At 75.9% G+C, this 21,485-nt stretch carries 13 protein-coding genes and 1 riboswitch; of the genes, 8 read left to right on the forward strand and 5 right to left on the reverse strand.

Features of this window, described 5'->3' with window-relative positions:
• Positions 1-141 precede the first annotated feature (141 nt).
• The 3 genes from AC3EVP_RS11215 to AC3EVP_RS11225 all read right to left on the reverse strand — a co-directional run bounded on the left by AC3EVP_RS11215 (position 142) and on the right by AC3EVP_RS11225 (position 5,699).
• The gene (locus AC3EVP_RS11215; RefSeq protein WP_435128660.1) at positions 142-1,515 is read right to left on the reverse strand and encodes a hypothetical protein; all 1,374 of its coding nucleotides are present in this window, start codon (positions 1,513-1,515) and stop codon (positions 142-144) included.
• Positions 1,516-1,846: 331 nt separating this feature from the next.
• Entirely contained in the window at positions 1,847-3,070 is a 1,224-nt protein-coding gene (locus tag AC3EVP_RS11220) for a DNA polymerase III subunit delta' (RefSeq protein WP_335970473.1), read from the reverse strand.
• A 229-nt stretch (positions 3,071-3,299) separates the two neighbouring features.
• A complete protein-coding gene (locus AC3EVP_RS11225) occupies positions 3,300-5,699 on the reverse strand; it encodes an asparagine synthase-related protein (RefSeq protein WP_435128663.1) in 2,400 nt (799 codons plus the stop codon).
• Between the two features lie 872 nt (positions 5,700-6,571).
• Here AC3EVP_RS11225 and AC3EVP_RS11230 point away from each other — a divergent pair.
• The 6 genes from AC3EVP_RS11230 (at position 6,572) to AC3EVP_RS11255 (ending at position 13,655) form a co-directional block, all read left to right on the forward strand.
• Positions 6,572-7,987 (forward strand): NsdA family TPR-like regulatory protein, encoded by a 1,416-nt coding sequence (locus AC3EVP_RS11230; RefSeq protein ID WP_335970469.1) that lies wholly within the window; start codon positions 6,572-6,574, stop codon positions 7,985-7,987.
• Positions 7,988-8,089: 102 nt separating this feature from the next.
• A complete protein-coding gene (gene trmB, locus AC3EVP_RS11235) occupies positions 8,090-8,872 on the forward strand; it encodes a tRNA (guanosine(46)-N7)-methyltransferase TrmB (RefSeq protein ID WP_435128895.1) in 783 nt (260 codons plus the stop codon).
• Between the two features lie 65 nt (positions 8,873-8,937).
• Positions 8,938-10,437 carry a PrsW family intramembrane metalloprotease gene (locus AC3EVP_RS11240; protein ID WP_435128666.1) on the forward strand — a complete coding sequence of 500 codons (1,500 nt, stop codon included), beginning with the start codon at positions 8,938-8,940 and terminating at the stop codon, positions 10,435-10,437.
• Positions 10,438-10,663: 226 nt separating this feature from the next.
• Positions 10,664-11,593 carry a helix-turn-helix transcriptional regulator gene (locus AC3EVP_RS11245; protein ID WP_435128669.1) on the forward strand — a complete coding sequence of 310 codons (930 nt, stop codon included), beginning with the start codon at positions 10,664-10,666 and terminating at the stop codon, positions 11,591-11,593.
• Between the two features lie 116 nt (positions 11,594-11,709).
• Positions 11,710-12,663, forward strand: coding sequence for a helix-turn-helix transcriptional regulator (locus AC3EVP_RS11250; protein ID WP_335970461.1), 954 nt, complete (start codon positions 11,710-11,712; stop codon positions 12,661-12,663).
• Positions 12,660-13,655 (forward strand): MBL fold metallo-hydrolase, encoded by a 996-nt coding sequence (locus AC3EVP_RS11255; RefSeq protein WP_435128673.1) that lies wholly within the window; start codon positions 12,660-12,662, stop codon positions 13,653-13,655. The genes AC3EVP_RS11250 and AC3EVP_RS11255 overlap by 4 nt, the downstream gene beginning before the upstream one ends.
• 213 nt (positions 13,656-13,868) lie before the next feature.
• On the opposite strand, the gene AC3EVP_RS11260 is transcribed toward AC3EVP_RS11255, so the two are convergent.
• Positions 13,869-14,984 (reverse strand): M23 family metallopeptidase, encoded by a 1,116-nt coding sequence (locus tag AC3EVP_RS11260; protein WP_435128676.1) that lies wholly within the window; start codon positions 14,982-14,984, stop codon positions 13,869-13,871.
• Between the two features lie 12 nt (positions 14,985-14,996).
• Positions 14,997-15,134, reverse strand: a riboswitch (cyclic di-AMP (ydaO/yuaA leader).
• Positions 15,135-15,554: 420 nt separating this feature from the next.
• On the opposite strand from AC3EVP_RS11260, the gene AC3EVP_RS11265 reads away from it, so the two are divergent.
• Positions 15,555-16,181: an N-acetylmuramoyl-L-alanine amidase gene (locus AC3EVP_RS11265; protein ID WP_335970456.1), complete on the forward strand. Its 627-nt coding sequence runs from the start codon at positions 15,555-15,557 to the stop codon at positions 16,179-16,181.
• Between the two features lie 334 nt (positions 16,182-16,515).
• A complete protein-coding gene (locus AC3EVP_RS11270; RefSeq protein WP_435128898.1) occupies positions 16,516-20,760 on the forward strand; it encodes a bifunctional nitrate reductase/sulfite reductase flavoprotein subunit alpha in 4,245 nt (1,414 codons plus the stop codon).
• Between the two features lie 28 nt (positions 20,761-20,788).
• On the opposite strand, the gene AC3EVP_RS11275 is transcribed toward AC3EVP_RS11270, so the two are convergent.
• Positions 20,789-21,340 carry a hypothetical protein gene (locus AC3EVP_RS11275; RefSeq protein WP_435128680.1) on the reverse strand — a complete coding sequence of 184 codons (552 nt, stop codon included), beginning with the start codon at positions 21,338-21,340 and terminating at the stop codon, positions 20,789-20,791.
• Positions 21,341-21,485 lie beyond the last annotated feature (145 nt).

Genomic DNA, 21,485 nt, shown 5'->3' on the forward strand with positions numbered 1-21,485 from the left:
GGGGGTGGGTGGGCATTCAAGAGGTGTGGGGCTGGTGGGGTTGGCCGGGCCACAGTGGCGGATGAGGGTGCGGGCGCGGTTGGGCGCGGGGTAGGGGTGGGTGGGTGGTGCGGGTGAGCGGCACGGGTGGACGGTGCGTGATCAGGGCGCCGTGGCGGGTCGGTGCGCGGGCGGCGGCGCGGAGGAACTGGACGCGGAGGGCCTGGGTGCGGAGTGGGGTGCGGACGGCGCGCGGGGCGCCGGTGCGGAGTGGGGTGCGCGCGGGGCCTTGGTGGCGGCCGCGGATGTGGTGCCGGGTGCCGAGGCAGGTGTCCTGGCGGGTGCCGTCGCGGTGGAAGGGCGGCGGGGCGGCCCGGCGGGAGAGGTGGCCTTCGGGGCGGCCGGGGCAGTGGGCGTGGGCGTGGCGCTCGGTGCGAACGGCGACCCGGGCGTCGGGGTGAGGCTCGCCGTCGGGGTACGGGCCGGGCTGTCCAGCTTCTCGGTGAAGTAGGCGGCGGCCTTGGCCGGCAGGTCCCGCGCGCTGCGTACGCCGTCGAAGAGCCGGACCTGGTCGCCGCTCGCCCCGAGCGAGCTGCGCAGCCGTACGGCGGAGGCGCGCTGTGCGGTCTGCGTGGTGGCCGCGGCGAGCAGGAGGGACGGATAGCGGCCGGCCGGGCGGGCGATGGCGGGGTAGTCGCCGGAGATGCCGACGGCGGCGGCGTAGCGGTCCGGGTGGGACAGCGCCTCGCGGACGGCGCAGGGCGCCTGTGTGCCGAACCCGATCACGCCGTGCGCGGTGCGGGCGGTCAGGGTCCGGTAGCGGGCGGCCACTTCGGTGAGGACGGCCGCGGAGTCGGTGGTGCAGCTGGGCGGAATGACGAGGAGGAAGGAGTTGGCACGGCCGCGGTCCGTCTGCGCGGCGAACGCGGAGTACAGGTCCGCCGCGGCGGCGGAGCCGGACCGGGCGGCGGACGAACCGGACGACGGACCGGGCGAGGGCGAACCGGACGGGACCGCGGACGGCGAGGAGCGCGCCGAGGAGGAACGCGCCGAGGAGGGCGACGAGAGCGAGGAGGCATGGACGATGACGACGGGATAGGCGACGCCGGCCGCGGCCGGCGTGGTGTAGCGGTGCGGCAGCCATACGCGGGTGCCGTCGCGCAGCTCCTCCAGGGTGCCGCCCGCGGGGTGCCCGAGGAGGCGCAGTTCCGGCGGCGGGGCGGGCGCCGGGGTGCCGGCCGGGGTGCGTACGCGCGTCGGCGGCACGGCGGTGGGCCGGGAGATGCGCGCGGCCACGGCACGGGTACGGCCCGGGACGGCACCGGCGTCGTGCAGGAGCGGTACGGCGAGGGTCGCGGCGAGCAGTGCCGTCACACCCGAGGCGCCCGCGCGCAGCAGGGTGCCGCGGTGGTCGACGGGCAGCTCGTACACCCGGCCGGCGCGCTGGCCGTACCAGTACCGCAGCGCGCGCACCGCGAGCAGCACGGCCGCGCCCAGCGCCGGCAGGAGGAGGAGTACGAGTACGGCGTTGGCCACGGCAGGGCCCTTCCGGGACGGCAGCGGCTCCGCGGGGACACGGCGGGTGGCGGGGGCGCTGCCAGCACCTTGCATCGGCGGCCCCCCGGTGGGCGGTACCCGGCTGCGCCCGGGCGCGGTGATCACCCGAAGGCAGGACAAGGTCACGATCTGCGGGAGGAGGAAGGGGAGGAACGGTGAGGAAGGGAGGAGGGTGCCGGACGTCCGGTCAGGTGCGGTCCGGGTCCGGGTGCGGGTCCGGGTGCGCGGGTCCCGGGCCCAGGCGTCGGCTCAGGTCGCCCTGACCCGGGCGTCCGGCCCGCCCCGCCGCCGCCCCGGCCCCGGAGAAGGCTCAGCCGGCGCGCAGCGCGAGCGTGAGGGCCTCGACGGCGAGGAGCGGCGCCACGTTGCGGTCGAGCGCCTCCCGGCAGGCGAGCACGGCGTCGATGCGCCGCAGGCTCTGCTCGGGCCGGGAGGCGGCCGCGATCTGCTCGATGCCGTCGATGACCTCGATGTTGGCCACGCGGTCGGGTGATCCGCCGAGTTGGAGGTTGAGGACGTCGCGGTAGAAGCCGGCGAGGTCGGTGAGCGCGAGGTCGAGGGTGTCGCGCTGGGTGCGGGTGGCGCGGCGCTTCTGGCGGTCGGCGAGGTCCTTCATCACCCCGGCGGTGCCGCGCGGCATCCGCCCGCCGGTGCCGGCCGCGGCGCCGAGGGCGGCGCGCAGTTCCTCGGTCTCCTTGGCGTCGACCTCCTCCGCGACGGCCTTGGCGTCCTCGCCCGCGGCGTCGACGAGTTCCTGGGCGGCGCGCAGGCAGCCGCCGATGTCGGCGATGCGCAGCGGGAGGCGCAGGACGTTGGCGCGGCGGGTGCGGGCGGACTCGTCGGTGGCCAGCCGGCGGGCGCGGTCGATGTGGCCCTGGGTGGAGCGGGAGACGCGGGCGGCCAGGTCGGGGTCGATGCCGTCGCGGCGGGTGAGGACGTCGGCGACGGCCTCCGGGGAGGGGGTGCGCAGCGTCAGCAGCCGGCAGCGGGAGCGGATGGTGGGCAGCGCGTCCTCGACGGAGGGCGCGCACAGCAGCCACACCGTACGGGGGGCGGGCTCCTCGATCGCCTTGAGCAGCACGTTCGCGGCGCCCTCGGTGAGGCGGCCGGCGTCCTCCAGGACGATCACCTGCCAGCGGCCGCCCGCCGGGGAGAGGGAGGCGCGGCGGACCAGGTCGCGGGTGTCCTTCACGCCGATGGTGAGCAGGTCGGTGCGGACGGTCTCGACGTCGGCGTGGGTGCCGATCAGGGCGGTGTGGCAGCCCTCGCAGAAGCCGCAGCCCGGGGGCGCGCCGAGTTTGCGGTCCGGGCTGACGCACTGGAGCGCGGCGGCGAACGCCCGCGCGGCGGTGGCGCGGCCGGAGCCGGGCGGGCCGGTGAAGAGCCAGGCGTGCGTCATCCGGGAGGCGTTGGCGGGGGCGGCGCCGGGCTCGCCGCCCTGGCCGCCGGACACGAGCGCGTCCGCGGCCTGGGCGGCCGCGGCCAGTTCGGCCACCACGGCGGGCTGGCCCACCACGTCGTCCCACACGGTCATCGCGACCGCACCTCGCCTCACGTCACGTCCGGCGGCGCCCGGCGGTTCCCGGGTGCCCCTGCGTGCGGACGGCTGCCGTACGACGGCGCCGCCCGCTCCCCCATTCTGCGGGACGCCCCGGACAGTCCGGCCCGCGCGCCCGGCCGACCGGCACCCGCGCAGACCGCACACACCGCACGGCACCGCGGCGGCGCCCCGCCCCGGCGCCGCCCGCACGCCACGCGCCCCGTCACAGCGTGAGCCGTTGGACTCCCCCGGCCAGCGCGCGCTGCTCGGGCGCGTCCGTCCCCGTCCAGCACGACCCGCGCCGCCCCAGCAGCCGCCGCAGCCACAGCTCGGCCGCCACGATCTCGCCGAGCCCTTCCAGCGCGAGCACCTGCGCGCCGCTGACGCCGTCCTCCGCCGCCCCCGAAGCGGCCGCCCGGAACGCCCCGCGCAGCACCCGGGCGTCGACCAGCCCCGCGTCCGCGAGCAGCGGCGCCTCGAACAGGTCGAGCAGCGGGTCCAGCGCCGCACGCAGCCCGACGCGTACCGCCGAGGTCCCCGCGGCGGCGGACGGGCCGCTGCCCCAGCCGTTCGGCAGGCCGTGCACCCCCGCACCCGACAGCGCCACCCGCAGCACCTCCGCCCGCGCGCCGGGCCGGACCCGCAGCGCGCCCGGCAGGGCCTGGCAGGCGCGCACCACCTGGTTGTCGAGGAAAGGCGCGTGCAACCGCTGGCTCGGTACGGCCGCGGCCTGCTCCAGTACCCGGTAGTTCGCGGCGTGCCGGGCCAGCGCGGCACGGGCGCGGCGCTCGCCGGGCCGTTCCAGCGGCCAGGGCCGCCGCGCCGCGTCCGCGAGCCGAACCGATACTTCCGCCAGCGCCTCCCCGGTCAGCCAGCGCGCCGCCGGACCGGAGCGGACCCACACCATCGCGGCCAGCGACGCGGACAGCGCGCCGCCGCCCGAACGCCCGGGGCCGTCCGGTCCGCCGAGCCCGAAGTCCCGCCGCAGCAGCGCGGCCGCCACGTCGTCGACGCCCTGCCGGTAGGGCGTACGGGCCAGCCGGCGTGCGGCGCGGTACACGGTCAGCGGCACCGTGACGGAGGTGAGCGAACCGGTGAGGGTGCCGCCGCCGTCCGCCCGGGTCAGCGCGGCGACCGGGCGCAGCAGGTGGCGGCGGCGCCGGTCCATCAGCAGGTCGGCCAGCCGAGCCGGGTGGGCGTCGAGCACCTGGCGGGCGCCGTAGCCGATCAGGTGGTCCGCGCCGCCCGCGGCCAGCCGCCGCCGGTGCCGTTCGGCGCTGACCAGCGCGGGCCCGGGCTCGTCGGTGAGCGCGCCGAGCCCGCCCGCGCCCTCGGCCCATCCGGCGACGAGGTCGGCGTAGGGCAGCGCCTCGGGTCCGCCGGGGACCACGACGTGCCGCAGCCGCGGGTCAGCGCCCATCTCCCGGGCCCGTTCCAGTTCGGCGGCCGAGCCGTGCGCGTGCGGCCCGTCCGGCCCGCCGTCGCCGTCGCCGCGCCCGCCCACCAGGTCGTTGAAGGTCACCGCGAGCAGCCGCTCCCCGGCCAGCGACCCGGGCGCGCCGGGCAGGGTGCCGGGCATGCCGGGCAGCCCCGCGGCGAGCAGCGCCAGTGTGGAGGACGCGATGCCGCCCGACAGGTCCGCGCCGATCCCAGGCGCGGGTCCGGCCCCGTCCAGCGCGCCGTCGGGCACGAAGCGCGGCTGCGCCAGCCGGACCCGTACCGCGTCCAGCAGCGCGTCGCGCACGCCCTCCACTGCGGCCAACCCGTCGGCCGCGCTGGCCGGTTGGTGGCCGGCGGCCAGGGAGGCGGCGGGCTCGTAGCCGGTGACCTCGGGTGCGCCGTCGCGAAGGATCAGCGCATGGCCGGGCGGCACCCGCCGCACCCCCAGGTACGGCGTCCCGTCGAGCAGCGCCTCGGGGGCGTCCGGGCAGGCCAGGGTCGCCGCGAGGTGGGTGACATCGAGTCCGGCCTCGATCAGGTCGGCCAGCGGGAGTGCGGCCGTGGCGTAGGCGGTGCCGTCCCGCCAGCGGGTGTGGAAGACCGGCAGGGCGCCGGCGAGGTCGCCGAGTACCGTGATGCGGCGGCCGAGTTGGAGGACCGCGGTGTAGCTGCCGGGCCAGGCGGTGACGTGCCGCAGCGCGCCGCCGCGGGCCGCGACCAGGCCGGCCCGCAGTTCGGCGTCGGTGGCCCCGCACCGCCCGAGTACGGCCAGCCGGGCCACGCCGTGCGAACTGCCGTTGCCCGTACCGCCGTACGCGCCCGTGCCACTCGAACCGGCGTCCCCACCCAGGCCGTTCGCCGCCGCGTAACCGGCCGCGCCGTATCCCCCCGCGCCGTATCCGGCCGCGCCGTAGGAGCCGGTGCCGTACGACGCGCCGCCGTAGGAGCCGCTCCCGTACCCGCCGGTTCCGGCCGCGGAACCGTTCGCCCCGGCCCGCCCGTTGGCGTTCGCCCCCGGGTCCGCGTGCACCACGCGCACCTCGTCGGGGCGCCAGTCCCCCACCGCCCACAGCGGATCGGCCTCGCCCCACAGGAGCTGTGCGCCGACGGGCTGGAGTGCGCGGGACCGCGCACCGGGCAACGGACCCGCGGTGGCACTGCTCCACCCCACCAACCACCGCATCGCCGCCTCCACAGGCTGTGGACAGCCGGCAGGGCCCGGTTCCGCTGCTGCTACCGCTCACCCCGCCGGGCCGCCACGTCTGACGTCCGAAAGACCATGCTGCCACGTGGAGACGCGCAAGGAGGCGCACGGGTGCACCAAGCCGGGCCGGGTCGCGCCCCCGGCCCGGGGACACGACCCACCCGGACCGAGGCGTGCGCCGGCCGGCCGCGGCCCAGCGGCGAAACGTCTGGTTCGCGCCAAAGTCCGCGGCACATGCCGCAGTTGATATGCCGCGCGAGTGCCCGGCAGATCCTCCGCGGTGATCGGCGGCGGTCACGGAACGTGTCCCGGACCGCCAGTTCGCCGTGGAATCGTCTTTACAGAACCGGCCACGGGGTCAACGGCCCGGGAGGCGTTCGGACGCCGCCCGGGCCGGTCCGCCACCCGCGGGGATTGTGGCAGCGGAACCCCCTGGCCCGCTCCACCCCGGCATAGCCGCCTGCCGGAGCCCGCGGGCCGACCCATGGCCCCATGCAACCGCGGCGGGGACAGCACGGCACAGAGCGCACAGCCGGGCGCACGGCCACATATACCGGGAGCACACGCCGGATCGTGCGCGCATCGCACGCGGGGCGCTTGCGGGCACCCGTCCGTTTCCGGCCATCCGCCACGAGCCTCTTAACGGTCGGGATGCAGCGAACTACGCTGGGTGTACCCGGTTCGCACACGTAAGCGCGGCTCGGGTGCCCGCCGCAAGTACCGTACCGGCCGCACCGCGGCCGCCGCGGTGGCCGAATCGGGCTCCAGGGGGAGGGCGACACCCGTACCCCCGGACGACATCACCAGGCCGGGCCGGCCTGCCCCCAAGCGGCATCACGAGGTGAACCGCAGTGAACAGAGAACACCGCGGGCCGAACGAGAAGCTCGGCACCCTTCTCGCCATGGCGGGCATCAGCAACGCCGGACTCGCGCGCAGGGTCAACGACCTTGGCGCACAACGCGGTTTGACGCTTCGCTACGACAAGACGTCGGTGGCCCGCTGGGTCACCAAGGGCATGGTGCCGCAGGGCGCCGCACCCCACCTGATAGCCGCCGCGATCGGCAGCAAACTCGGCCGTCCCGTGCCGCTGCACGAGATAGGTCTCGCCGACGCCGACCCGGCGCCGGAGGTCGGCCTCGCCTTCCCCCGGGACGTCGGGGAGGCGGTGAAATCAGCCACCGATCTGTGGCGACTCGACCTCGCCGGACGGCGCGGCCCGGGCGGCGGCGGCATCTGGCAGAGCCTGGCCGGATCTTTCGCAGTGAGCGCTTACGTCACCCCCGCCTCGCGCTGGCTGATCACCCCCGCCGACGCCACCGTGGCCCGCGACGCGCCCGCCCCCGGCATGGCGCACGTCGGCCACGCCGACGTCACCAAACTCCGCGAGGCCGCCGACGACGCGCGCCGCTGGGACTCCAAGTACGGCGGCGGCGACTGGCGTTCGGGCATGGTGCCGGAGTGCCTGCGGGTGGAGGCCGCCCCGCTGCTGCTCGGCTCCTACAGCGACGACGTGGGCCGCGCGCTGTTCGGCGCCACCGCCGAACTCACCCGGCTGGCCGGGTGGATGGCCTTCGACACCGGTCAGCAGGAGGCCGCGCAGCGGTACTACATCCAGGCGCTGCGGCTGGCCCGCGCCGCCGCGGACGTCCCGCTCGGCGGCTACGTCCTGGCGTCGATGTCCCTCCAGGCGACCTACCGCAACTTCTCCGACGAGGGCGTGGACCTCGCGCAGGCCGCCCTGGAGCGCAACCGGGGCCTGGCCACCGCCCGCACCATGAGCTTCTTCCACCTGGTGGAGGCCCGCGCGCACGCCAAGGCCGGCGAGGCCGCGGCCTGCGGCGCCTCCCTGTCGGCGGCCGAAGCGCTGCTGGAGCGCGCCCGCACCGGCGACGCCGACCCCAGCTGGCTCGGCTTCTACTCCTACGACCGGCTCGCCGCCGACGCCGCCGAGTGCTACCGCGACCTGCGCCTGCCCCGCCAGGTGCAGCGCTTCACCGAACAGGCGCTGGCCAAGCCGACCGAGGAGTTCGTCCGCTCGCACGGGCTGCGCCTGGTGGTCTCCGCGGTCGCCGAGCTGGAGTCGGGCAACCTCGACGCGTGCTGCGCGGCGGGCGTCAAGGCGGTCGAGGTGGCGGGCCGGATCTCCTCCGCGCGCACCACGGAGTACGTCCGCGACCTCCTGCACCGCCTGGAGCCGTACAACGACGACCCCCAGGTGCTCGACCTGCGCGAGCGGGCCCGCCCGCTGCTGGCGGCCCCCGCGTAGGCGGGCGCGCCCGGGAGCAGGGCCGTACCCGCGCGCCGTATCGGGCGTGTCCGCAAGGTCACGCCCGTACGGCACGCCGCCGCGCCCTGCCGCCGCCGTAGAATCGACGGCATTGTGCCGACGCCCACCACCTCCTCCGCCCCTGCTCCCGCGCCCGCCGTGAAGTTCCCGGCCGGGCCCGCGCCCGACCCCGCCGGGTCCCGCGGCGAGCACCGCATCCGCAGCTTCCACGCGCGGCGCGGCCGGCTCACCAAGGCGCAGGAGGCGGCGATCGAACGGCACTGGGCGCGCTGGGGCGTGGAGCTGGACGGCACCGCGCTGGACCTGGCCGCGCTGTTCCCCGCGCCCGGCGGCGGGCGGCTGCCGGTCGTCGTGGAGATCGGCTTCGGCATGGGCGACGCCACCGCCGCGATGGCCGCCGCCGACCCCGGCACCGGCATCCTCGCCGTCGACGTGCACACCCCCGGCCAGGGCAACCTGCTCGCGCTCGCCGACCGCGACGGCCTGACCAACGTGCGGGTGGCCAACGGCGACGCGATCGTGCTGCTGCGCGACATGCTGCCGCCCGCCAGCCTGGACGGGCTGCGGGTGTACTTCCCCGACCCGTGGCCCAAGGCCAAGCACCACAAGCGGCGGCTGATCCAGCCGGACTTCCTCGCCCTGGTCACCCCGCTGCTGCGGCCCGGCGCGGTGGTGCACTGCGCCACCGACTGGGAGCCGTACGCGGAGCAGATGCTCCAGGTGCTGAACGACGCCCCGGGCCTGGCGAACCGGTACGGCGACACCTTCGCGCCGCGGCCGTCCTTCCGCCCCCTGACGAAGTTCGAACGGACCGGCCTGGCCAAGGGCCACGTGGTGCGCGACCTGCTCTTCGTACGGGTCTGAGGCCGCCGCCGGAGCAGGTTGTCCCGCACTCTCGCGCGGCCCCGGCCCACCCCCGTACTGTCGTCATGGTGACGACACATTCGTACCCTTCCGCGCCGGACGCCCCCCTCGGGGACGACGTGCCGCAGGAGCCCACCACGGCGCACTACGGGCCGCGGCGCGCCTTCTGGGAGAGCCGGGCGGTACGGACGGGTGCGCTGTTCACCGCGCTCGCGGTGTGCGGGGTGGTGATCCTGGCGGTGCTGCGGCACCACATCGGCACCGAGCCCTTCCTGGTGGGCATGGCGCTGGCGCTGCTGCCGGTGCCGCTGATCGTCTGGGCCTACCTGTGGTTCGACCACGTGGCGCCCAGCCCCTGGCAGAACGTCGTGTTCGCCTTCTCCTGGGGTGCCTGCGCCGCCACGCTGGTGGCGATCTTCGCCAACGAGTACGGGGCGAAGCTGCTGGCCTCGGCGTTCTCCGCGACGCCCTCGCAGTCCGACCAGTGGGGGGCGACGTTCGTCGCGCCGCTGGTCGAGGAGACCGCCAAGGGCAGCGCGCTGCTGCTGCTCTTCCTCTTCCGGCGGCGGCACATCGAGTCGCTGCTCGACGGGATCGTGCTCGCCGGGCTGACCGCGACCGGCTTCGCCTTCACCGAGAACATCCTCTACCTCGGCAACGCCTTCGACCAGGACAAGGCGCTGGGCGACGGCGGGATCGGCACCACGGTGGCGACCTTCGTGGTCCGGGTGCTGATGACGCCGTTCGCCCACCCGCTGTTCACGTCGATGACCGGGATCGGCTTCGCGCTGGCGGCCACCCTGCGCCCGGGGCTGCACTGGCGCTGGCGGTGGGTGCCGCCGCTGTGCGGCTGGCTGCTGGCGATGGTGCTGCACGGCACCTGGAACGGCAGTTCCTCCCTGTCCCCGCTCGGCTTCCTGACGGTGTACGTGTCGGTGATGGTGCCGGTGTTCGGGCTGGTGCTGTGGCTGGCGTTCTGGGCCCGCTCCAACGAACTGCGGACGGTCCGCCGCGCCCTGCCGCCGTACGCCGCCGCGGGCTGGCTCGCGGTCGGCGAGCCGAACGCGCTGGGCACCATGCGGATTCGGGCGGAGGCCAGGCGCGAGGCGAAGCGGCTGGTGGGCGAGCAGGCGGCGCGGGCGGTCCGCGACTACACGGCGTTCGCCACGCACCTGGCGTTCCTGCGGGCGGCCGCCGAACGGGGCGCCCCCGAAGCGGACTTCGCCGCGCGCGAGGCCGAACTGCTGTCCCACCTGTGGCACCGCAGGGCGCTCGCCCAGCCGGCCCTGGCGCACGCGGTGGCGCTCGACGAGCCGTCGGCCCGCCGGATGCCGCCGCCGCTCCCGTACGGGCCGCAGGGGCCGTACGGGCCGCAGGCCGCCTACGGCTACCCCGCCGCGTACGGGGCACAGTACGGGGCCCCGTACGCGCCGCCGTACGTGCCGCCGCCGCGCGCCGCGTGGGAGCCGCCGCAGCCGCACGTCCCACCGCCCTACGGCGCCCCGCCGCCCTACGGTCCTCCTCCGTCGTACGGTCCCCCGCCGCACCCGCCCAAGCACCTGTAGGGGCGCGCCGGAACCGCGGTGCGCGCGGGGCGCACACCGTATCCCCCGCTTTGCACCCGGCGTACTCTTTGGGGGGATTGATTTCCTGGACGGATTCGGCCTGGAAATCCAGTGATGCTGCTGTAACACTCTGTGCCTGATGGGTCGGTTCCCGACCCGTGGGGGCTCGTACGCGTCGGGGGACGCCGGTTCGGCGCGCGCGGCGGGCCACGGAGATCGGGCGGCGATGGATTCCGAACAACCGGTGGGCGGGCCCGTGTCGGGCCCCGGCGCGGGCAGGACGGCGGGCGCGGCGGGCGCGGACCCCGCCGCGGACCGGTGGGCCGACGGTCTGCCGGAGCAGCACCAGGTGGCGGTCGACCGGTTCCCGGGGCCGCACGCCGGGGAGTTGGTGCTGCGGGACCTGGCGGCCGCGACGCACGCGTACGCGGACACCCTGCACCGTGATCCGCCGCCGCTCGATCCGCCGGAACTCCAGTGGCGGCTGGCCGCGGACGCGGCGCTGGCCCGGCGCGGCGTCCGGGTCCGCGCGGTGTACCCGCGCGCGTCCCTGCACGAGCCGGCCCTCGCCCGCTTCCTCCAGGCGCTGTCCGACGCGGGCGTCACCGTACGGGTGATCGACCATGTGGCACACGACCTGCTGATCTTCGACCGGCACACGGTCTGCCTGCCCTCCCACGACCGGCCCGTGCGGCAGGACGCGCGCCGGCGGGCCGCGGCGCCGGCCGCCCCCGGACACGTACCCCGGACGTCCGTCCCCCGCCCAACCGCCTTACCGGGCCCGGCCCCCGGGTACCCCGCGCCCCAACCGGCCGACCCGGACGAGCCGTCGCTGCTGCGCATCCAAGGCGACGCCCTCGTCCGCTCCTTCACCGCCATCCACGAGTCGTACTGGCAGCGCGCCACTCCGCTGCCGCTCGCCGGGGCCGGTCTGCGGCACGCGCCGCTCGGCGCGCTGGAGCGGGCGGTGATCCGGCTGATGACCAACGGCTACGGAGACGACCGCATCGCCCGCAAACTGGGCATCGAGCGCCATGAGGTGGAGGACGTGATGGCCGCGCTGATGGAACGCCTGGGCGCCGGGAGCCGTTTCGAGGTCGGCTACAAACTGGCCCGCGCGCTGGACCCGTCCGAGCTGTCGCCCGGGCGCGGATGACGCCGGCCGGCACCCGCGCCCGCCGCTCCGCCGTTCCGCCGACCCGCCGCTCGACCGACTCGCCGCACAGCCGCACCGGCCCCGCCCCGACCCGACCCGACCCGAAGGACGCACCGTTGACCGACCGCCAGGCCATGCGGACGCTGCTCGCCCGGGCCCGCGCCCGGCAGGACCCGGCCGCGCTGGGGCTGTCACCGCGCGCCGAACCGCGCGGCCGCAAGGTCGCGGGGCTGACCCACGAGCACATGACGCGGCTGCTGGGCTGGCCGGAGCACAAGTACGGCTACGTGGAGCGCGGCCGGCTCGCCACCATCGACACCGGGCTGCTCGAACCGATCGCCCGGATACTGCGGCTGACCGAACAGGAGTGGGAGGCGCTGGTGTTCTACGCGACCGGCGCGCCGCCCGCCTTCCCGCTCGACCCGGAGGTCGGCCGCTCCGTGCCCCGGCCGTGGCGGCGGGTGCTGGCCGCCACCCAGGACATCGCGTACATCAGCGACGCCGCCTGGGACCTGGTCGCGTACAACACGGCGTTCACCCGGCTGTTCACGCCGCACGGCGTGCCGCGCAACGTGATGCGCTGGATGCTGCTCGCCCCGGTCGCGCGGGATCACGTCCTCACCGACTGGGAGAACAGCTGGCTGCCTCTGCTGGTACCGCAGTTGCGGGCCCGCGCCGCCGCCCGGCCGACCGACCGGACGCTGACGCGGCTGGTCGCGGACATCCGGCGCGACCCGGTGGTGGGCCCGCGCTACGACTCCCCCACCACGGAGTACCTCCAGCCGCGGGCCGAGGGCTCCCGGCCGCTGCACCACCCGGAACTCGGCCCGGGCTGGGCGACGTTGTGCGCCGCGGAGCCATTCGGGGTGCCCGGGGGGCGGCTGATGTTCGTGCTGTTCGACCAGGGCGAGCGGCCGGCGCCGCAGGAGCCGATGTACGCCCCGGCGCCCGGCCCGGTGGACGCCGCCGAGGCCCGGGGCGGCCCGGCCCCCCGGCCGCCCGCCGCGGACCGCGCGGGCCACCCCCCTGACCACCGCCTTCCACCGGACCAGCAGACTGGGACCCCATGAGCATCGAACCACCCAGCCGCCTCGAGGCGTTGACGCCCGCGGTCCACCTGTGGCTGCCCGACGGGCACGACACCTGGGGCCTGGCCAACTGCGTGCTGATCACCGACCGGGACAGCGCGCTGCTGGTCGACACCCCGTACACCGCCGACCTGACCCGCCATCTGGCCACGCTGGCTGACGAGGTGCTGCCGGCCGGCACCCGGATCACCACTGTCGTCAACACCCACGGCAACGGCGACCACTCCTACGGCAACGGGCTGTTCACGGCGGCCGGTGCCGAGGTCATCAGCACCGAGGCCACCACCGCCCACCTGTGCAAGGAGCCGAGCCCGGCCCAACTCGCCCGGCTCGTCGCGGACTGCGACCCGGCCACGCCGCTCGGGGCCTACCTGAAGCGGCACTTCGCCCGCTACGGCGACTTCGGGGTGAGTGAGGCGGTGCCGCCGACCCGCACCTTCAGCGGCCGGCTGGACCTCGAAGTCGGCGGATTGGCAGTCGAGTTGATCGAGGTGGGGCCCGCGCACACGGTCGGCGACCTCATCGTCAACCTGCCCGGCGAGGGCGTGGTCTGCGCCGGCGACGTCATCTTCTGCGAGGACCACCCGGTGCACTGGGCCGGGCCGCTCACCGAGGTGCACCGCGCGGTGCAGCGCATCCTGGCCTGCGACCCGCGCGTGGTCGTGCCGGGCCACGGCCCCGTCATGACGCCCGCGGACGTCTCCGCGTACGCGGACTACCTGCTGCGGGTGCGCGACCGCGTCCACGCCGGGCACGCGGCCGGGCAGACCGTCGAGCAGACCGCCGCCGAGCTCATAGCCGCGGAGACCAACCCGCGGTGGGGCCTGACCGAGCGGCTGGCGATCCTCACGGCCGTGGAGTACCGCGTCCTGGACGGGGACTCCTCCCCGGCCGACCTGATCCCGCTGGTCGACCTCGCCGCGCACTACGCCCCGACGGCCGACCCCACCGCCGCCGCCTCGCCCGTCGCCTGACGGACCCGGCGCCGCCCCTCCGCGGCCCCGGGCCCGGCCGCTCGTCCGCTCGTCCGCGCGGAACGACCGACGGCCCCGGCGCCGGGGGGGTGGTCGCCAGGGCCGCCGGGGCGGTGGGGTGCGATGGGTCGTCAGAGGGGTGCGGGAGCGGCGCACGGCGTACGACGGGGCGCCGTCCGTGCGGGGGCCGGGCGCCCAAGTCGCCCGGCGGTACTAGATGGTGACGTCGTGGGCGCGCAGCCAGGGCAGCGGGTCGACGGGGGCGCCGCCGTCCGGGCGGACCTCCAGGTGGAGGTGCGGCGCGGGCACGTTGCCGGTCGCGCCGACCCGGCCGATGGTGTCGCCGGTGGTGACCCGGCCGTCGGTGACGACCATGGTCGACAGGTGGCAGTAACGCAGTTCGGTGCCGTCGTCGAGGGTCAGGACCACCCGGTAGCCGTCGCTGCCGGCCCAGCCCGCGGAGGTGACGGCGCCGCCGTGCACGGCGTGCACGGGGGTGCCGGTCGGCGCGGTGAAGTCCTGCCCGTTGTGGAGGTTGGCCCACGGGTCGGCCTCGCCGAAGGCGGCGCCGAGCGTGGCGCAGGCGACGGGCTTGATGTAGGAGGCCGCGAGCCGGGCGAGCCGCTCGGCCTCGGCGCGGGCCGCCGCGGCGGCCTCCTCGCGGGCCTTCTCCTCGGCGGCCGCCTTCGCGGCGGCGACCTGCTCGCGCACCTTGCGCTCGGCGGCCTCCCGGGCGGCCTGCGCGGCCGCGGCCTGCTCTGCGGCCTCGCGCTCGACGCGGGCGACGGCCTCGCGTTGGGCGGCGACCTGGCCGAGGAGGCGTGCGCACAGGGCGGCGCCGGGGTCGGTGGGGGCGGCCGGTTCGGCGGCTTCGGCGGCTTCGGCGGGCTCGACGAACGCGGCGGGAGCGGTCGCGGGCTCCGCATCGGCGGCGGGCTCCGGGTCGCGGACGGTCTCCACGGCAGGCTCCGCGGTCGGCTCCTCAACCGGCCGCGGCAGTATGGACGTCGAGTCGGCGCCGGCCAGCACGGTCGGGTCGTACACGGGCATCCCGGCGAGCGGGGCACCGGCCGGGGCGGCGTCCGGCAGCGGGTACGGCGCGGGGCGCGCCGCGGAGTCGGCGGCGGGCGCGGGGGCCAGCCCGGCGGCGCCGACACTGGCGTAGGCCGCGAACGCGGGGGTGGGGGCCGGGGCGGTCATCGCGGCGGAAGTCCCGTTCGCCGCGGCGGCGTTGGCGCGCTGGCGGGGGAAGTGGAAGTCGTCCCGCTCCTGGCCGGCGAGGTCGCCGTCGAGCCGGGCATGGGCGTAGGCAAGCTGGTCGGACGCCACGACGGGCGCTCTCCTTTCCTTCCCTCTCGCCTACCGGGTTAGCTGACGGGTTCGGAGGAAGAAGGTCTCCTACGGGCCTGACTACTGCCCGATTCACCCCATTTTCTCGGGTCCCCGGTTCCCGCGGACGGGATTCGGCAAGCGCGCGGTCCGCCGTCCTGGCGGCGGCGGTGACGACCGCGCTGCGTTATCGAACGTTAATAGAGCCGGAGTCGTTTTCCAAGCCGTATCAGAGAGTTGGGCATAGGAACAAAACAGTCAGGGTATAGAGAGAGCAGGCAAATCGGTCAGTCGATGTGGCCGTGAAGTGATGTGAGCGTGCATCAGTCGTTATCGGTGCGGGGAAGAGGGCTGGGACATGGTGGCTACGGTGTGTGAGTGGGCGAACTCGGCGCGCAGGCGGCCGGGCGGGGCCGCGCGGCGGGTCCGCCAGTGGCATGGACCTCTGCCATTGCGCGAAGCGCTTGGCAGGTCGCGGCGCCGGACCCCAGGATGGGCGGGCCGGTACTTGTCATGGACCCGACCGTTTCGAACGTCCCGACCGCTTCGCGACCTCTCAGGGAGCCCGCCATGGAACGCCCCAGCAGTCCCCGACTCCCCCACACCCGCCGGTCGTTACTCCGCGGCGGCCTCGCGCTCGGCACCGCCGCCGGTGCCGCGCTCGCGGGCGGGCTGTGGACCGGCAGCGGCCGGGCCGCCGCGGCCGGCGCCGTCGACTACCCCGGCGCCACCTGGGCACCGGCCAGCACCGCCAACTACACGGCGTCCAACCGCCCCACCACCTATGCGATCGACATGGTCGTCATCCACGTCACCCAGGAGACCTTCGCCGACACCATCACCCTCTTCCAGGACCCGGCCCACGCCGCCACCGCGCACTACGTGGTGCGCTCCGCCGACGGCGCCATCGACCAGTGCGTCCGGGAGCACGACGTCGCCTGGCACGCGGGCAACTGGTCGTACAACACCCGCAGCATCGGCATCGAGCACGAGGGCTGGGTCGACGACGCGTCCTGGTTCACCGACGCGATGTACCACGCTTCCGCAGCGCTCACCGCCGAGATCTGTGACAAGTACGGCATCCCCAAGGACCGGCAGCACATCATCGGCCATGTCGAGGTGCCGGGCACCGACCACACCGACCCGGGGCCCAACTGGGACTGGGTGCGCTACATCCGCCTGGTGAACGGCGGCTGAGCCGCGGCGGGCACCGGCGGCCCGCCCGCGCCCTCACACCCGGCCGCCCGGGGCTGTGCAGGGGGCGTAACCGGCCGCGCTTCGCGGGTGTGACCGCGGCGAAACGGGCCTTTCGTACGGTGCGACGGTCAGCCGTACCCGAGAGGGGAGCCGCGTGCCCGCGACCGTGCCCGCCACCGCGACCGCGCCGGTGCCCGCGCCCCCGCCCGTGTCCGTACCCCTGCCCGAGCCCCGGTCCGGACCCCGGCCGGAACTCCTGTCCGGCGCCGAGCAGCGGGCGGAGGGCGACGGGCGGGTGCGTACGGTGTGCGCGTACTGCGGGGTGGGCTGCGGCATGGTGCTCCAGGTGGCCGCCGGGCCCGACGGGCGGCGCGGCGTGGTCAAGGTCTCCGGCGACAAGGAGCACCCGGCGAACTTCGGCCGGCTGTGCACCAAGGGCGCCACGACCGCGGACATGCTCGCCGCGCCCGGGCGGCTGACCACCGCCCTGGTCCGGGCCGAGCGCGGCGGCCCGGCCGCCCCGGTGCCGGTCGCCGACGCGGTGGCGGAGACCGCCGCGCGGCTGCGGGCGATCATCGACGAGCACGGCCCGGACGCGGTCGCCTTCTACGTCTCGGGCCAGATGAGCCTGGAGGCGCAGTACCTGGCGAACAAGCTCGCCAAGGGCTTCGTGCGCACCAACCAGATCGAGTCCAACTCCCGCCTGTGCATGGCCAGCGCGGGCAGCGGCTACAAGCTGTCGCTGGGCGCCGACGGGCCGCCCGGGTCCTACCGGGACTTCGAGCACGCCGACGTGTTCCTGGTGATCGGCTCCAACATGGCCGACTGCCACCCGATCCTCTTCCTTCGGATGATGGACCGGGTCAAGGCGGGCGCCAAGCTGATCGTGGTCGACCCGCGGCGGACCGCCACCGCGGCGAAGGCCGACGTCTTCCTCCAACTGCGCCCGGGCACCGACCTCGCGCTGCTCAACGGACTGCTCCACCTGCTGGTCGAGGCCGGCCGCACCGACCCGGAGTTCATCGCCGCGCACACCGAGGGGTGGGCGGCGATGCCGGAGCTGCTGGCCGACTACCCGCCGGCGGCCGTCGCGGAGCTGACCGGGGTCGCCGAGGCGGACCTGCGCGCTGCCGCCGGGCTGATCGGTGACGCGCGGGAGTGGATGAGCTGCTGGACGATGGGGCTCAACCAGTCCACCCACGGCACCTGGAACACCAACGCCCTGGTCAACCTGCACCTGGCCACCGGCGCGATCTGCCGCCCGGGCAGCGGTCCGTTCTCGCTGACCGGCCAGCCCAACGCGATGGGCGGCCGCGAGATGGGCTACATGGGCCCGGGGCTGCCCGGGCAGCGCTCGGTGCTGGTCGACGAGGACCGGGCCGCCGCCGAGGAGCTGTGGGGCCTGCCGCCCGGCACGATCCGCGCGGACGGCGCCGGCGGCGGCACCGTGGAGATGTTCCGGCGGATGGCGGCCGGGCAGATCAAGGCGTGCTGGATCATCTGCACCAACCCGGTGGCCTCCGTCGCCAACCGGACGACCGTCGTCGAGGGCCTGGCGGCGGCCGAACTCGTCGTCGTGCAGGACGTGTTCGCCGACACCGAGACCACCGCGCACGCCGACGTGGTGCTGCCGGGCGCGATGTGGACCGAGACCGAAGGGGTGCTGGTCAACAGCGAGCGCAACCTCACGCTGGCCCGGCCCGCGCTCGACCCGCCCGGCGAGTCGACCGCGGACTGGCGGCTGATCGCGGACATCGCCTGCGCGATGGGGTACGCCGACGCCTTCACCTACACCGGCGCCGAGCAGGTCTTCGAGGAACTCAAGGGCGCCTGGAACCCCAAAACCGGCTACGACCTGCGCGGGGTCAGCTACGAGCGGCTGCGCGGCACCCCCGTGCAGTGGCCGGCCGCGGACCCGGACGGGCCCGATCGCAATCCGATCCGGTACACCGGGCCGGACGGGCCGCGCTTCCCCACCGCGAGCGGCCGCGCCGCCTTCTTCCCCCGCCCGCACCTGCCGCCCGCCGAACTCCCCGACGACGACTACCCGTTCGCGCTCAACACCGGACGGCTGCCGCACCAGTGGCACACCCTCACCAAGACCGGGCGGGTGGCCAAGCTGAACCGGCTCAACCCGGCGCCGTTCGTGGAGCTGCACCCCGCCGACGCGGACCGGCTCGGCATCGCCGACGGCGACACGGTCGAGGTCGCCTCCCGGCGCGGCCGGGCGCTGCTGCCCGCGGTGGTCACCGACCGGGTACTGCCCGGCTGCTGCTTCGCGCCCTTCCACTGGAACGACCTGTTCGGCAAGGACCTGAGTGTCAACGCGGTGACCAATGACGCCATCGACCCGATCTCCTTCCAGCCGGAGTTCAAGGTGTGCGCGGTGGCCCTGGCGAAGGTGGCCGCGGCGGTCGGGGAGACCGCGGAAGGCGGGGGCGTTGCGGAAGGCGGGGATCTCGGGGCTGCCGGTGCTGCCGGGGAGGCCCCGGCTCTCGCGGAGGCCCCGGCCCCGGCGCTGGACGCACCCGCCGCCGTACCCGCCGTCGCGGCGCCTGCTGTTGCGGCACCCGCCGGACTCGCCGGTGCCGTCGGCCTGTTCGGCCTCACCGATCCGCCGCCCGTGCTCGGCGCGGACGAACGGCAGTACCTCGTCGGGTTCCTGTCGGGGCTGGAGTCCGGTGCTCCCGGGGTGCCGGTGCTGCCCCCGGACGCGCCGTTCCGGCCCGCCCACGCGCGCTGGGTCAACGGCGTCCTCGCGGGCATGTACTCGCGCGCGCCGGAGGCACCGCAACCGCACCCCCCGTACCGGCCGGACCAGCAGTCCGGGCAGGGCCCCGCGGAGACGGCGCCGCCCGACCGGCCCGTGCCGCCCCCCGTACGCGATGTCGTGGTGCTGTGGGCCTCGCAGACCGGCACCGCCGAGGACTTCGCGGCCGGTGTCGTGGAGCGCCTGGCGGGCGCGGGCCACCGTCCCGCCCTGGCCGGCATGGACACCACCGACCCCCGCACCCTGCCGGACACCGCCGACCTGCTGCTCATCACCAGCACCTACGGCGACGGCGACGCGCCCGACAACGGCGCCGGCTTCTGGGACGCGCTCACCGCCTCCGACGCGCCCCGCCTGGAGGGCCGCCGCTACGCCGTACTGGCCTTCGGCGACTCCTCCTACGACGACTTCTGCGGCCACGGGCGGCGGTTGGACCACCGGCTGGGCGAACTCGGCGCCGTACGGCTGGCACCCCGCACCGACTGCGAGCCCGACTACGAGGACACGGCCGGGGCGTGGCTGGAGGGAATGCTCACGACCCTGGGGCAGACGCCCGCCGCACCGCCCGCGCCCGTATTCCCGCCCGCACCCGCGCCCGCCGCACCGCCCGCCTCCGCACGGCCGCCCGCGGCCCCGCCCGGCGTCTCCGGGGCGCCCGGCGCGGCCCGCACCGCCCCCGCCCGCGCCGCGCGGCCCGTGACCGCGCTGCTGACCGGCAACCGCCTGCTCAGCGGCCCGGGCGCGACCAAGGAGGTGCGGCGCTTCACGTTCGACACCCGCGCGTGCGAGGTGCCGCTCGGCTACGAAGCCGGGGACGCGCTCAGCGTCACCCCCGTCAACTCCCCCGACCTCGTGGCGGAATGGCTCGCCGTGACGGGGCTGGACGGCGCCACCGCCGTGGACGTGGCCGGCGGGGGGACCGTCTCACTGCCCTTCGGCGAGGCGCTGCACCGCCACTTCGACATCACCCGCATCACCCCGGCCCTGCTCCGCTTCGTCGCCGAGCGCACCGGTGACCGCCGGCTGCGCGACATGCTCCGCGCCGACGGCAACGACCGGCTCGCCCAGTGGAGTTGGGGCCGCCAGGCGGTCGACGTGCTCGCCGAGTACACGGTGTCCGCGACCGCCCAGGAGTGGGCCGGCGTCCTCCACCGGCTCCAGCCGCGCCAGTACTCGATCTCCTCCAGCCCGCTCACCGACCCGCACGAGGTCGCGCTGACCGTGGCGGTGGTCCGCTACGACAGCCCGCGCGGCCGGGCCCGGCAGGGCGTGTGCTCGCCCTTCCTCGCCGACGCCGCCGAACGCGCCGAGGTGCCCGTCGCGTTGCGCCGCGCCCCGAACTTCCGGCCGCCCGCTGACCCGGCCGCCCCGATGGTGATGATCGGCCCCGGCACCGGCGTCGCGCCCTTCGTCGGCTTCCTCGACGAGCGCCGCGCCCGCGGCGACCGCGGCCCGAACTGGCTGTTCTTCGGCGAGCGGAACCGCGCGACGGACTTCTACTACGAGGCGGAGTTGACCGCCCACCTCGACGGCGGCACCCTCGCCCGCCTCGACACCGCCTTCTCCCGCGACCAGCGCGCGAAGGTCTACGTCCAGGACCGGATGCGCGAGCACGGCTCCCGCCTGTGGCGCTGGCTCCAGGACGGCGCCCACCTCTATGTCTGCGGCGACGCGGCCCGCATGGCCAAGGACGTCGACCGCGCGCTGCGCGACGTCGCCGCCGTGCACGGCGCCCTGGACCGCGACGCGGCCGACGCGTACGTCAAGCGGCTCGCGGCGGAGAAGCGGTACGTCCGCGACGTGTACTGAGGCGTCCGCCCGCCGCCGGGCGGTCGCGTCAGCCGAGGCTGCTCGCGGCGAGTTCGTAGTCGTTCGCCTGCGCGGGCGTGAGGACCTGGGAGACCCGGATCAGGGAGGCGCCGACGTAGTAGTGGTACTCCCCCGCGCTCGCCGTGCCCTGGGCGCCGCTCTCGATCGACCGGGCCCGCGCGTGCGCCTGCGCCGCGGTCGCGAACGTCTCGATGCTGCCGCCGCGGACGACCGCGTCCACCTTGGTGCCCTCCACGTCGGCGGGCTGCACCCGGGAGTCGGCGAACGCCACCTTCGACAGGTAGCCGCGCGAGGTGCCGAGCAGGTGGTCCGGGTCCGTGGCCGCGGTGTACACGACCGTCGTCGTCATCGTGGACACGCTCCGCTCCAGCGTCGAGGCCACCTGCTCCGCCGACGTCAGGCCCACCGCCACCGCCTGCTCCGAGGCCGTGGCCGCGCTCCGGGCGCCGCCGCCGTCCGCCCCGCCCGACGAGCACCCGGCCAGCAGCCCGCACACCGCGGCCACCGCCACGAGCCCAGCGCTGACACCAGTGGTGCGGAAGGTGGCACAGATGCGCATGTTTCCCCCAGATCGGGACGTGAGGGCATACGTTAACCCCGCGGTCCCGCTCTCCGGGAGCCCCGGGACGGCATCCGCTCAGTCAAGACCCGGTAACGCCCCCGCAACTCTCCGCTGTGCCGCGCCCATGCGGCCCGGCAGCGCC

The organism is Actinacidiphila sp. bgisy144 (assembly GCF_057708105.1).

Coding starts and splice junctions, on each gene's coding strand:
- AC3EVP_RS11220 (WP_335970473.1), bottom strand. CDS start 3,070: ATGACCGTGTGGGACGACGTGGTGGGCCAGCCCGCCGTGGTGGCCGAA.
- AC3EVP_RS11225 (WP_435128663.1), bottom strand. CDS start 5,699: ATGCGGTGGTTGGTGGGGTGGAGCAGTGCCACCGCGGGTCCGTTGCCC.
- AC3EVP_RS11240 (WP_435128666.1), top strand. CDS start 8,938: ATGGTGACGACACATTCGTACCCTTCCGCGCCGGACGCCCCCCTCGGG.
- AC3EVP_RS11245 (WP_435128669.1), top strand. CDS start 10,664: ATGGATTCCGAACAACCGGTGGGCGGGCCCGTGTCGGGCCCCGGCGCG.
- AC3EVP_RS11255 (WP_435128673.1), top strand. CDS start 12,660: ATGAGCATCGAACCACCCAGCCGCCTCGAGGCGTTGACGCCCGCGGTC.
- AC3EVP_RS11265 (WP_335970456.1), top strand. CDS start 15,555: ATGGAACGCCCCAGCAGTCCCCGACTCCCCCACACCCGCCGGTCGTTA.
- AC3EVP_RS11270 (WP_435128898.1), top strand. CDS start 16,516: ATGGTGCTCCAGGTGGCCGCCGGGCCCGACGGGCGGCGCGGCGTGGTC.
- AC3EVP_RS11275 (WP_435128680.1), bottom strand. CDS start 21,340: ATGCGCATCTGTGCCACCTTCCGCACCACTGGTGTCAGCGCTGGGCTC.